The sequence below is a fragment of the Aquitalea sp. USM4 genome, assembly GCF_004328945.1.
GTDB lineage: Bacteria > Pseudomonadota > Gammaproteobacteria > Burkholderiales > Chromobacteriaceae > Aquitalea > Aquitalea pelogenes.
Genome location: NZ_CP029539.1, coordinates 237352 through 250722 on the forward strand (window position 1 = coordinate 237352; position 13371 = coordinate 250722).

The 13371-nt window shown below is 55.9% G+C and carries 4 protein-coding genes, 2 tRNA genes and 3 rRNA genes; 2 read left to right on the plus strand and 7 right to left on the minus strand.

Features of this window, described 5'->3' with window-relative positions; all coding sequences use genetic code 11:
- Positions 1-6: 6 nt before the first annotated feature.
- The 6 genes from DKK66_RS01075 to DKK66_RS01100 form a co-directional block, all read right to left on the minus strand.
- A complete protein-coding gene (locus DKK66_RS01075) occupies positions 7-2214 on the minus strand; it encodes an ATP-binding protein (protein ID WP_242673546.1) in 2208 nt (735 codons plus the stop codon).
- A 223-nt stretch (positions 2215-2437) separates the two neighbouring features.
- A 5S ribosomal RNA gene (gene rrf, locus DKK66_RS01080) occupies positions 2438-2552 on the minus strand.
- A 229-nt stretch (positions 2553-2781) separates the two neighbouring features.
- Positions 2782-5668: ribosomal RNA gene (locus tag DKK66_RS01085) — 23S ribosomal RNA — on the minus strand.
- Between the two features lie 281 nt (positions 5669-5949).
- Positions 5950-6025: transfer RNA gene (locus DKK66_RS01090), tRNA-Ala, on the minus strand.
- Between the two features lie 4 nt (positions 6026-6029).
- Positions 6030-6106, minus strand: a tRNA-Ile gene (locus DKK66_RS01095).
- A gap of 64 nt (positions 6107-6170) precedes the next feature.
- Positions 6171-7706 (minus strand): 16S ribosomal RNA (locus DKK66_RS01100).
- The 16S, 23S and 5S rRNA genes sit together here with 2 tRNA genes alongside, the layout of an rRNA operon.
- 513 nt (positions 7707-8219) lie before the next feature.
- Here DKK66_RS01100 and nadB point away from each other — a divergent pair.
- The gene (gene nadB / locus DKK66_RS01105; protein WP_131354758.1) at positions 8220-9800 is read left to right on the plus strand and encodes an L-aspartate oxidase; all 1581 of its coding nucleotides are present in this window, start codon (positions 8220-8222) and stop codon (positions 9798-9800) included.
- A 75-nt stretch (positions 9801-9875) separates the two neighbouring features.
- Here nadB and DKK66_RS01110 read toward each other — a convergent pair whose 3' ends face one another.
- The gene (locus DKK66_RS01110; protein ID WP_242673547.1) at positions 9876-12170 is read right to left on the minus strand and encodes a PAS domain-containing sensor histidine kinase; all 2295 of its coding nucleotides are present in this window, start codon (positions 12168-12170) and stop codon (positions 9876-9878) included.
- Positions 12171-12322: 152 nt separating this feature from the next.
- Between DKK66_RS01110 and DKK66_RS01115 the strand changes: the two genes are divergently transcribed.
- Complete coding sequence (locus DKK66_RS01115) at positions 12323-13327, plus strand: TRAP transporter substrate-binding protein (RefSeq protein ID WP_131354761.1); 1005 nt, start codon at positions 12323-12325, stop codon at positions 13325-13327.
- Positions 13328-13371 lie beyond the last annotated feature (44 nt).

Here is a 13371-nt window from a genome sequence, read left to right on the forward strand (position 1 = left end):
TCCGTCTCAGCCGGCGGCTGGCTCCTGCTCTGTCGCAGCCACCGTTTGCGACAAGGGTAGCTCGATACGGAAGCAGGCACCGCTGGCTGGAATGTTTTCTGCACAAATCAGGCCGCCATACTGCTCGACAATGGTCTGGCAGATCGACAAACCCAGGCCCATGCCATTCTGCTTGGTAGAAAAGAAAGGATGGAACAGCACTTCCAGCGACTCCGGAGAAATACCACGACCGGTATCACGCACTTCCAGGATGGCCTTCTTGCCCTCACGCCGGGTGTGAATGATGATATGGCGCTTCATCACCGGTTCATCGCGCAGCGCATCCATGGCATTGGACAACAGGTTCAGCACCACCTGCTCCATCTGGATGCTGTCCGCCATCACCGTCATCGGATACACCGACAACAGCTGCACCATCTCGATACCACGCTCCTTGAGGTCGTACTCCGCCAGGAACATGCAGTTGCCCACCACCTGGTTCAGGTCGATCAGGCGGATTTCCATGGCCCGCTTGCTCACCAGGGCACGCAAGCGCTTGATGATTTCACCGGCACGGTCCGCTTGTGCCACTGCCAGTCGCAAGGCCGATTCGATCTGCGGCCGGCTGTCTTCACCAAACTCCAGCAACTGCAAGGAAGCCTGGCAGTAATTGGAAATGGCAGTCAGCGGCTGATTCACTTCATGAGCAATACCGGAGGCCATTTCACCCATGGTATGCAAACGCGCTACGTGAGACAGCTTTTCCAGATGCTCCTTCACCCGCAACTCGCTGGCCTCCAGCGCCTCGGCAGCGCGCTGCCGTACCGGCCCCATATCGCGCAAGGCACACACCACACCGGTCAGGCTGCCCGCACGGGAAAACAGCGGCGCAATCGCCCCCTCCACCAGACGCACATGCCCGCGCGCCGTTGCCAGCTGCATCCGCTCGGGCAATTCAACCGTATGCGCCTGGCGATAGCATTCGCTGATCGGATTCTCGGCAAACTCGGCCGATAGCTCGCCAATCAAGCGGAACACATTCTGGTAGGGCTGGCCGACTACCTCTTCCCGACTCACGCCCAGCAAGGTCAAAGCCATCGGATTGGCCATTTCGATCTGCTGCTGCGTATCCAGGATGATCACGCCATCATGCACGGCATTCAAGGCGACCGCAGCACGCTCGCTTTGCAGGAACAAGGCTTCATCCGCCTGACTCTGTGCCCGGCGCAAGGCAAGACGCTGACTGTACAGCAGCCACAGCGAAAGCATCAGAGACAGGACCAGCCCTTCACGCAGCAGCAAGCCACCGAACTTGAAATCGCCCGGAAACACCTCCTTGCCCACCCGCAAGGTAAATGGCTGGGACTGACTCACCAGCGGCAAGCTGATGTCCAGCTTGGCTACCGCAGGCCACCACCCGCCTCCGTTGCTGTGCTTGCCCGGAATGGTATAGATGGTTGAGCCAGGATTCGCGGTGGCCATGATCGATAGTTCCAGATCCGCCGGCACTCCTTCACCCGGAGAGATGGTGAGCAATTTCTCGCAGTACACCACCAGCGCCACCACGCCGATCAACTCCTTGCGTGCCCCGCTTGCCTGCCGTACCGGAGAATCCAGAAACACCGGCTGCATCAATAGATAGACACGTCCACCTTCATACAAATCGAAAGGCACCGAGGCGACTTTGCGCCCGCTGCGAATGGCTTGCTTGATCTCGGTGGCAAAACGCGGCTCATGCAGCACGTCATAGCCATATACCGAACTGGCTGCTGCAATGTCCGGCTCGATCATGGTTACCACCAGATGCTGCTCACGCACGGGCGCAGGTACCCAGCTGCGGCGACCGGCAATATCGAAATCCCGGATAAAAAAGGTCTTACCGAAACGCTGCTGCATTTCGTCCAGGAATGTATTGCGGTTATCCCGGCTGACATTCTGGAAAAACTCTACGGTATACAGCTGAGAATAATGAGACAGCAGCTGATGAGAAAATGACTTGAGAATCGGCATCTCGAACTTCTGCCGCGACATCAGCATGGCATCCAGTGCAGCCAGCACCGATTCATTCTGGTCCAGCTTTCTGGCAATCACGCCATGCGCCAGCCTGGCGGTACGGTCAAAGTCTTCCTGAATGCGTTGATACTCTGACATTGCCCATTGAATACCCACCATCAGGGACACGGCCAGCCACAGCAGCACAAACAGGTGCAGGCGTTTATGCAGATAATCAAGCAAGGGAGTCTCTCAGAGAAAGCGTGGAAACAAGTCGGCAGAATGCCAGGATCAAATCATGCCGGACATTGTAAACCGGCCACTCCAGCAGTAACAGCGTAGTACTGCTTACCTTGAAAGCGGGGAATACAGGCTAATGCCCGCCTGCACATCAGATGTTTGGTCAGCAATTTTGACCGCCAAATGCACAAAGCCCAGCTCGTTTGAGCTGGGCTTCGAAGGGGGAGTCTGGCAGTGTCCTACTTTCACATGGCGAATGCCACACTATCATCGGCGCTAAGGCGTTTCACGGTCCTGTTCGGGATGGGAAGGCGTGGGACCACCTCGCTATGGCCACCAGACATAAACTGTCAACAAACTCGAAGAAGCCTTGTGGGGAGTAGGGAGTTGGGAATAGAGAGTTGTCTCTGCCCGCTCTTGTCCTGCTCTCCGTTCCGGGTGCGTGTCGTAAGGCAGGATTTCATTCCCCACTCCCTACTCTCCACTCCCGTATTAATTAGTATCTTGGATCTTTGATCGCGTCGCACATTCACTATCCGTCAGCTCGGTTTCCCAAGCCACTCAAATGATAGGATCAAGCCTCACGAGCAATTAGTATCGGTTAGCTTAACGCCTCACAGCGCTTCCACACCCGACCTATCAACGTCCTGGTCTCGAACGACTCTTCAGGAGGGTCTAGCCCTCAGGGAAGTCTCATCTTCAGGCGAGTTTCGCGCTTAGATGCTTTCAGCGCTTATCTCTTCCGAACTTAGCTACCCGGCAATGCCACTGGCGTGACAACCGGTACACCAGAGGTTCGTCCACTCCGGTCCTCTCGTACTAGGAGCAGCCCCCGTCAAACTTCCAACGCCCACTGCAGATAGGGACCAAACTGTCTCACGACGTTTTGAACCCAGCTCACGTACCACTTTAAATGGCGAACAGCCATACCCTTGGGACCGGCTACAGCCCCAGGATGTGATGAGCCGACATCGAGGTGCCAAACACCGCCGTCGATGTGAACTCTTGGGCGGTATCAGCCTGTTATCCCCGGAGTACCTTTTATCCGTTGAGCGATGGCCCTTCCATTCAGAACCACCGGATCACTATGTCCTGCTTTCGCACCTGCTCGACTTGTCGGTCTCGCAGTTAAGCTACCTTTTGCCATTGCACTATCAGCACGATTTCCGACCGTACCTAGGTAACCTTCGAACTCCTCCGTTACACTTTGGGAGGAGACCGCCCCAGTCAAACTGCCTACCATGCACTGTCCCCAATCCGGATAACGGACCAAGGTTAGAACCTCAAAGGGGTCAGGGTGGTATTTCAAGGTCGGCTCCACAGGAACTAGCGTCCCTGCTTCAAAGCCTCCCACCTATCCTACACAAACCACTTCAAAGTCCAATGCAAAGCTACAGTAAAGGTTCACGGGGTCTTTCCGTCTAGCAGCGGGGAGATTGCATCTTCACAAACACTTCAACTTCGCTGAGTCTCAGGAGGAGACAGTGTGGCCATCGTTACGCCATTCGTGCGGGTCGGAACTTACCCGACAAGGAATTTCGCTACCTTAGGACCGTTATAGTTACGGCCGCCGTTTACTGGGGCTTCGATCAAGAGCTTGCACCCCATCACTTAACCTTCCAGCACCGGGCAGGCGTCACACCGTATACGTCCACTTTCGTGTTGGCACAGTGCTGTGTTTTTGATAAACAGTCGCAGCCACCGATTCTCTGCGACCTGTCGTAGCTCCCACCGCAGGGTGTTCACCACAACAGGCATACCTTCTCCCGAAGTTACGGTATCAATTTGCCGAGTTCCTTCTCCTGAGTTCTCTCAAGCGCCTTAGAATTCTCATCCTGCCCACCTGTGTCGGTTTGCGGTACGGTTCTTGTGTAGCTGAAGCTTAGTGGCTTTTCCTGGAAGCGTGGTATCAGTCACTTCAGGTCCGTAGACCCTCGTTATCACTTCTCGGCGTTAAAGAAGGGCGGATTTGCCTACCCTTCACGCCTACCGGCTTGAACGACCTATTCCAACAGGCCGCTGACCTAACCTTCTCCGTCCCCACATCGCACTACACAAAAGTACGGGAATTTTAACCCGTTTCCCATCGACTACGCTTTTCAGCCTCGCCTTAGGGGCCGACTCACCCTACGCCGATGAACGTTGCGTAGGAAACCTTGGGCTTTCGGCGAGCGGGCTTTTCACCCGCTTTATCGCTACTCATGTCAGCATTCGCACTTCTGATATCTCCAGCATCCCTTACGAGACACCTTCACAGACCTACAGAACGCTCCCCTACCATCTGCACTTACGTGCAAATCCGCAGCTTCGGTTATCAGTTTGAGCCCCGTTACATCTTCCGCGCAGGACGACTCGACCAGTGAGCTATTACGCTTTCTTTAAATGATGGCTGCTTCTAAGCCAACATCCTGGCTGTCTGGGCCTTCCCACTTCGTTTACCACTTAACTGATCATTTGGGACCTTAGCTGGCGGTCTGGGTTGTTTCCCTCTTGACGATGGACGTTAGCACCCACCGTCTGTCTCCCATGCTCGCACTTTCCGGTATTCAGAGTTTGCCATGGTTTGGTAAATCGCAATGACCCCCTAGCCATAACAGTGCTTTACCCCCGGAAGTGATACATGAGGCACTACCTAAATAGTTTTCGGGGAGAACCAGCTATCTCCGAGTTTGTTTAGCCTTTCACCCCTATCCACAGCTCATCCCCTAGTTTTGCAACACTAGTGGGTTCGGACCTCCAGTGCGTGTTACCGCACCTTCATCCTGGCCATGGATAGATCACTCGGTTTCGGGTCTACGCCCAGCAACTAAGACGCCCTATTCGGACTCGGTTTCCCTACGCCTCCCCTATGCGGTTAAGCTTGCTACTGAACGTAAGTCGCTGACCCATTATACAAAAGGTACGCAGTCACCCCTTGCGAGGCTCCCACTGTTTGTATGCATCCGGTTTCAGGTTCTATTTCACTCCCCTCCCGGGGTTCTTTTCGCCTTTCCCTCACGGTACTGGTTCACTATCGGTCGATCACGAGTATTTAGCCTTGGAGGATGGTCCCCCCATCTTCAGACAGGATTTCGCGTGTCCCGCCCTACTTTTCGTATGCTCAGTACCAAGAATGAAATTTCGTGTACGGGGCTATCACCCACTATGGCGGACATTTCCAGGTCCTTCCACTATCTCAATCTTTATCACATACAGGCTATTCCGCGTTCGCTCGCCACTACTGACGGAATCTCGGTTGATTTCTTTTCCTCGAGTTACTTAGATGTTTCAGTTCACTCGGTTCGCTTCCACGTACCTATGTATTCAGTACGGGATACCCTTGCGGGTGGGTTTCCCCATTCGGATATCGCGGGATCAAAGCTCTATTGCCAGCTCCCCCGCGCTTTTCGCAGGCTTACACGTCCTTCATCGCCTGTGATCGCCAAGGCATCCACCAGATGCACTTAGTCGCTTGACCCTATCATTTCAGTAACCTAGATTACCAATCCGACAGGATTGTGTTTGTGCGACATGTCACACCGCCCCTTTTGATATGGCGACATGACATTAGATACAATCAAATTCCCAAGATGACGATTTGTCCCACATACAGAATTAACTGCAGGTGTTTCATCTCGCCGTCTAATTAATTCGGCTTCTTCAGTTTGTTAAAGATCGGGCATTGTCTACACAACGCAAACAAAAATCCACGCAGCAATCAATCATGCTGTGTGCGCTTTTGTTTGCACTGTAAGGTGGTGGTGGAGGATGACGGGATCGAACCGACGACCCCCTGCTTGCAAAGCAGGTGCTCTCCCAACTGAGCTAATCCCCCAAACTGGTGGGTCTGGAAGGACTCGAACCTTCGACCCCTGCGTTATCAACACAGTGCTCTAACCAGCTGAGCTACAAACCCAGTCAAACCCTTAAAATCTCGAATAACCGATAGGCTGTGAGTACTCGACGATCGCCTTCTCTAGAAAGGAGGTGATCCAGCCGCAGGTTCCCCTACGGCTACCTTGTTACGACTTCACCCCAGTCATGAATCCCACCGTGGTAAGCGGCCTCCTTACGGTTAGCCTACCCACTTCTGGTGAAACTCACTCCCATGGTGTGACGGGCGGTGTGTACAAGACCCGGGAACGTATTCACCGCAGCATGCTGATCTGCGATTACTAGCGATTCCGACTTCACGCACTCGAGTTGCAGAGTGCGATCCGGACTACGATCGGTTTTATGAGATTGGCTCCACCTCGCGGCTTGGCTACCCTCTGTACCGACCATTGTATGACGTGTGAAGCCCTGGTCATAAGGGCCATGAGGACTTGACGTCATCCCCACCTTCCTCCGGTTTGTCACCGGCAGTCCCATTAGAGTGCTCAACTGAATGGTAGCAACTAATGGCAAGGGTTGCGCTCGTTGCGGGACTTAACCCAACATCTCACGACACGAGCTGACGACAGCCATGCAGCACCTGTGTTACAGCTCCCTTTCGGGCACCAATCCATCTCTGGAAAGTTCTGTACATGTCAAGACCAGGTAAGGTTTTTCGCGTTGCATCGAATTAATCCACATCATCCACCGCTTGTGCGGGTCCCCGTCAATTCCTTTGAGTTTTAACCTTGCGGCCGTACTCCCCAGGCGGTCAACTTCTCGCGTTAGCTACGCTACCAAGGATTCAAACCCCCAACAGCTAGTTGACATCGTTTAGGGCGTGGACTACCAGGGTATCTAATCCTGTTTGCTCCCCACGCTTTCGTGCATGAGCGTCAGTGTCATCCCAGGGGGCTGCCTTCGCCATCGGTATTCCTCCGCATCTCTACGCATTTCACTGCTACACGCGGAATTCTACCCCCCTCTGACGCACTCTAGCTGTGCAGTCTCCAATGCAGTTCCCAGGTTAAGCCCGGGGCTTTCACATCAGACTTACACAACCGCCTGCGCACGCTTTACGCCCAGTAATTCCGATTAACGCTTGCACCCTACGTATTACCGCGGCTGCTGGCACGTAGTTAGCCGGTGCTTATTCTTCAGGTACTGTCATCCCCCAGCGATATTAGCGCTAGGGATTTCCTCCCTGACAAAAGTCCTTTACAACCCGAAGGCCTTCTTCAGACACGCGGCATGGCTGGATCAGGCTTGCGCCCATTGTCCAAAATTCCCCACTGCTGCCTCCCGTAGGAGTCTGGGCCGTGTCTCAGTCCCAGTGTGGCGGATCATCCTCTCAGACCCGCTACTGATCGATGCCTTGGTGAGCCTTTACCTCACCAACTAGCTAATCAGACGTCGGCCGCTCGAATAGCGCAAGGTCTTGCGATCCCCTGCTTTCCTTCTCAAAGCGTATGCGGTATTAGCTATCCTTTCGGATAGTTATCCCCCACTACTCGGCACGTTCCGACGCATTACTCACCCGTTCGCCACTCGTCAGCGGAGCAAGCTCCCTGTTACCGTTCGACTTGCATGTGTAAAGCATGCCGCCAGCGTTCAATCTGAGCCAGGATCAAACTCTTCAGTTCAATCTCATAGCAAATTTCTGGCACGCAAGATCAAAGAATAAACAAGTACTTCTTGGTCTGTTTACTTTCTCTCTCGCAGTGCAAGTGTGGCTTTCGCCAAGCACTCACACCTATCGGTTATTCTGTTTTTTAAAGAGCGGTGCAGGTCGCTGCGTTTCGTTTCCGTCGCTGCGTTGTCTGCTGAGGAGGCGAACTATACCGCCCTGCCCCACCCTCGTCAACACTTTGTGCGAAGAAATCTGCAGGATTTGCCAAAATTCCGTCGTGCAGACCGCCAAGTCACTGAACGGTAATGCTTTATGAAATGCGGGTTTTATATCAAACATCGAGCTACACATTCGCCGCCCATGTCGTAACAACCGCGACCGCGATCAACGAAGGTGATTTGGTCGCATCCACGCTGCAATATCTATATATAAGACGACAAGATAATGCTGATGCCGCACTGCAGCGCTTCTGCTACTCTTTAGCCTTCTGCAAACTGCCCTAGTCCGCCTGACGGCGGCATCTGCCATGCTCAAGTTTGATGTATTGATTATCGGTAGCGGTCTGGCCGGCATGACCCTGGCCTTGCATCTGGCTGCCACACGCAAAGTTGGCCTGATTACCAAACGTGACCTGCTGGAAGGCAGCTCTACCTATGCCCAGGGCGGCATCGCCGCGGTGCTGGATACGGAAGACTCTGTTGAAGAGCATATCCGCGATACCCTGATTGCCGGTGCCGGTTTGTGTAATGAAGAAGCCACCCGCTTTATTGTGGAGCACTCTAAAGAAGCAATTGACTGGTTGATTGCGCTGGGTGTGCCTTTTACCCGCGATGATACCCACAAGACGGGTTATCACCTGACCCGCGAGGGTGGCCACAGCCATCGCCGCATCATTCATGCTGCGGATGCAACCGGTGCAGCGGTGACGTCCACCCTGGGTCAGAAGATCAAGGCGCATCCGAACATTACCGTGCTGGAAGATTTCCTGGCCATCGACCTGATTACTTCACGCAAGCTCGGCCTGGAAGGCAAGCGCTGTTATGGCGTGTATGCACTGGACAAGACGCTGGATCAGGTGGTGACCATTGCCGCCCAGCACACCATTCTGGCCTCCGGTGGTGCGGGCAAGGTTTACCTGTACACCACCAACCCGGATACGGCGACTGGCGATGGCATCGCCATGGGCTGGCGTGCTGGCTGCCGGGTGGGGAATATGGAGTTCATCCAGTTCCACCCGACTTGCCTGTATCACCCGCACACCAAGTCATTCCTGATTTCCGAAGCGGTGCGTGGCGAAGGCGGTATTCTGAAGCTGCCGGATGGCACCCGCTTCATGCCGGATCACGACCCGCGTGGCGAACTGGCACCGCGCGACGTGGTGGCGCGCGCGATTGACTTCGAAATGAAGAAGCATGGTCTGGATTGTGTTTATCTGGATATTTCCTACAAGCCGGCCAACTTTATCAAAGAGCACTTCCCCAATATCTACGCGCACTGTCTGGAACTGGGCATCGACATCACCCAGGAGCCAATCCCGGTAGTACCGGCCGTGCACTTTACCTGCGGTGGTCTGGTGACCGACCTCACCGGCCATACCGATGTGGACGCGCTGTATGCCGTGGGCGAAGTCGCTTGCACCGGCCTTCACGGCGCCAACCGTCTGGCCAGCAACTCCTTGCTGGAGTGTCTGGTGATTGGCAAGGCTGCAGCCGAGGACATTCTGGCAGAGCCGGTCATCACCTTGCCACCGATCCCGGCCTGGGATGACAGCCAGGTGACGGATACCGACGAGGAAGTGGTGATATCGCACAACTGGGACGAGTTGCGTCGTGCCATGTGGGACTATGTGGGCATTGTGCGCACCAACAAGCGCCTGATGCGGGCGCTGAGCCGGATTCGCCTGCTGTCCGAAGAAATCAACGAGTATTACAGCAACTTCCACGTCACCAACGATCTGATCGAGCTGCGCAATCTGGTGCAGACTGCCGAGCTGATCGTGCGTTCGGCCCTGCTGCGCAAGGAAAGCCGTGGCCTGCACTACAGCCGCGACTACCCGGATACGCTGCCCGAAACGCAGGAAACCGTGCTGGAGCCGCCGCTGCGCTGAGCGCACAGCGCGCAAGCTACACACTCACTGCGCTATCTGGAAACGGCACCCTGAGGGTGCCGTTTTTCATGATGCTTACGCGTCGCGGCGCAAAGGCAGGGTGAACCAGAACACACAGCCACCGCTCACCCCGGTGCTGACGCTGAATTCGCCGCGATGGAACTCGACAATGGAGCGGCAGATATTCAAACCAATCCCCATGCCATCCGGCTTGGTGGAATAAAACGGGGTAAACAGCTCGTTCTTGATGTTATCGGCCAGCCCCGGTCCGTTATCAGCCACCTCCACCCGCCAGAAAGCAGCACCGACAGCAGTGCGCACGATGATGTGCGGGCGTCGTGTCTGGGCTTCCACCATGGCTTCGATGGCGTTTTTCATCAGATTGAGCAATACCTGCTCGATCAGCACCGGGTCCATGTCCAGCCGGCAGACTGTGTCATCCTGCTCGATCAGCAACTGAACCCCGGCCTTGAAGGCCATCATCTCGGCCAGACCGGCAGCACGCGCCACCACGCGGGCCGGATCTACCGTTTCCAGCTGAGGTTCGTGCTTTTTCACAAAGGCGCGGATGCTCTTGATGATCTGCCCCGCCCGCTGCGCCTGCTGGCTGATGGCCGACACCGCATCGCGCACCCCGTTGGGTAACTCCAGCGTGTCCGGCAAGCGTCTGGCCAGCCCGGCCGAATAAGTGGAAATGGCAGTCAGCGGCTGGTTCAGCTCGTGCGCCAGACTGGAGGCCATCTCGCCCATGGCAATCAGCCGCGAGGTAGTCTGGAAGCGTTCCTGCTGCGCCTGCGCGCGCCCTTCGCGTTCACGCTCTTCGGTGACATCGGTCAGGATCACCAGCCAGGCGGACTCCCCGTTGACCCACTCCAGCCTGCGCCGTTGCATCTGGAACCACTGTTTGCCATTCTGCAGGGTGAACTCACTGGCCAGATCGTCATGTTCCGGATCGGCACGCAGCCCCGGCAGCAGCAGACAACATGGTGCGTCCGGCTCTTCCGCCAGCCACAGATACGCAAAAGTAGGGTTGCCATATAGCAGCTGGCCGCTGTCCTGACTGACCACACACACCCCGGCCTGCATGCCGTTCAGCACGGTCAGAAAACGCTGGTGCGAGGCATTGAGTGCCAGACGCTGGCGCTTGCGTTCGGTGATGTCAAACAGAGCGGCAATCCAGCCACGGTGGCTGCCGTCACGCTCGATCAGTGGCGTGGCATACAGGCGTACTTCAATAAAATCGCCATTCTGGCAGGCAAAGCGCAACTCGAAGCCCTGCTCCGGCTGCATGCCTTGCCGCACCGCATCCATGGCAGCGCGCATCTGCTGATGATCGCTGGCTGGCCAGAACACATGCGGCGGCCTCTGCCCCACCAGCTGTTCCGGGGCATAGCCCAGCATTTCACAGAATGCCCGGTTCACCCGCAGGATTTCGCCTTGCAGGCTGATGGCCACCAGGCCGCTTTTCATGCAGTCTTCAATCGCCTGACGCAAGGCCACTTCGGTGGAAAGTGCCTGCTCGGCGCGCGAGCGTTCGCGCATGTGGCGACGGATGCGCCAGATGGAATACAGCAAGGCTGCTGCCAGCAGGGTGATCAGGCCGGTGAGCACCGGCAGGGTCAGCCCCAGGCCGGAACGGTAGCTGACCGCGCGCAGGTAAACGCCGAAACCGGGCGGATCGAAACTGGTCTGGTGCGAGATATTGCCGGGATGTTCTGACGGGTCGAACTTGCTGGCCAGTGTGCGCCCCCCCACATCGACAAAACTGATGTAGTTCTTGGAGGCAATCCACCACGGCACCTGACGGTGCAGCAGCTGATCGAACTGATACACCAGCCGTATGCTGCCCAGTACTTTTTCATTGGCAATGATGGGCACGGCCAGATCAAAGCGGTATTTGCCATCCGGCCTGCGGTAAGGCTGACCATAGGATGCGCGGCGCAAGCGCATGGCACGCCACACCGCGTCATATTCGTCACCATGCAACACCCGGCCCGGTGCAACCTGTCCGTGCTGGTCGCGCAGCAGCATGGCTTGCGCGTCGATTTGCTGCACCAGTAACACTTCCGGGCTTTCGCGCATGAAAAACGCGGCATTGGAAATGAAGCGTTCCGGGCTCAGCTTGCCATTGGCAATATCTGCCGCCACCCCTTCAGCCCACTCCTGCTGGCCTTCCATATGCAGGCGCATCGACTGTTCCAGCCAGAGCACTTCCTGAATGAGATTGTCCCGCTGCTCATCCACCCAGTCGCGATACACCAGATAAAACAGGCCACCCAGGGCCAGTACCAGGGCAATCAGGGTGAGGGAGGTTCCCAGCCACAGCAAGCGGGGGGAACGACGACGGGCGAGCATATCAATGACGTGCATAAATGAGTTAGGGAAAACCCCAATGATGAAGTCCCCAATGGCATGTTGTTGGCGCGCCTTCTACTTTACACGGTATTAACAGCCCACAGACAAGGGCTGTAATAACAAAGCAAAAACATTCAACGCTAACAGAAATGCAAACGGAGAGACGTATGAAACTGAAGATTGCTGCACTGCTGATCGGTGCTTCTTTTGGTGTAGCCGGCATGGCCCAGGCTGCTGGTGAAATCGTCATCAAGTTCAGCCACGTGGTATCGCCGGACACCCCCAAGGGCAAGGCTGCCGAATACTTCAAGAAGCTGGCGGAAGAACGTACCCATGGCAAGGTCAAGGTACAGGTTTATCCCAACAGCCAGCTTTACAAGGACAAGGAAGAACTGGAAGCCCTGCAACTGGGCGCGGTTCAGATGCTCGCCCCGTCGCTGGCCAAGTTTGGCCCGCTGGGCGTGAAGGAATTCGAAGTTTTCGACCTGCCGTATGTGTTCGACAACTACGACGAAGTGAACAAGGTGATGCACGGTGCCATCGGCAAGCAATTGCTGGGCAAGCTGGAAAGCAAGGGCATCAAGGGCCTGGCTTACTGGGATAACGGCTTCAAGAACTTCTCTTCCAACAAGCCGATCCGCACCCCGGCCGACCTGAAGGGCATGAAGATCCGTATCCAGTCCTCCAAGGTACTGGAAGAAGAAATGCGCTCGGTAGGCGCCCTGCCGCAGGTGATGGCCTTCTCCGAAGTCTATCAGGCACTGCAAACCGGCGTGGTGGATGGAACCGAACTGGAAGCGTCCAACCTCTACACCAGCAAGGCTTACGAAGTTCAAAAGAACCTGACCCTGACCCAGCACGGCTTCCTCGGCTATGCCGTCATCGTGAACAAGAAGTTCTGGGACGGCCTGCCGGCTGATGTGCGTACCCAGCTGGATGGCGCCATCGTTGATGCCTCCAAGTACGCCAACGACATCGCCAAGAAGGAAAACGACCGCGCGCTGGCAGCCATCAAGGCCTCCGGCAAGACCCAGGTCTACACCCCGACCGCAGCCGAGCGTGCAGCCTTCAAGAAAGCCATGCTGCCGGTACACACCAAGATGGCCGACCGTATCGGTCCGGACCTGCTGAAGGCCATTTACAAAGAAACCGGTTTCAACCCCAACAACTGATCAGCCCTGAATCGAGCGTGCGTGCCTTGTTGCACCCACGCTCT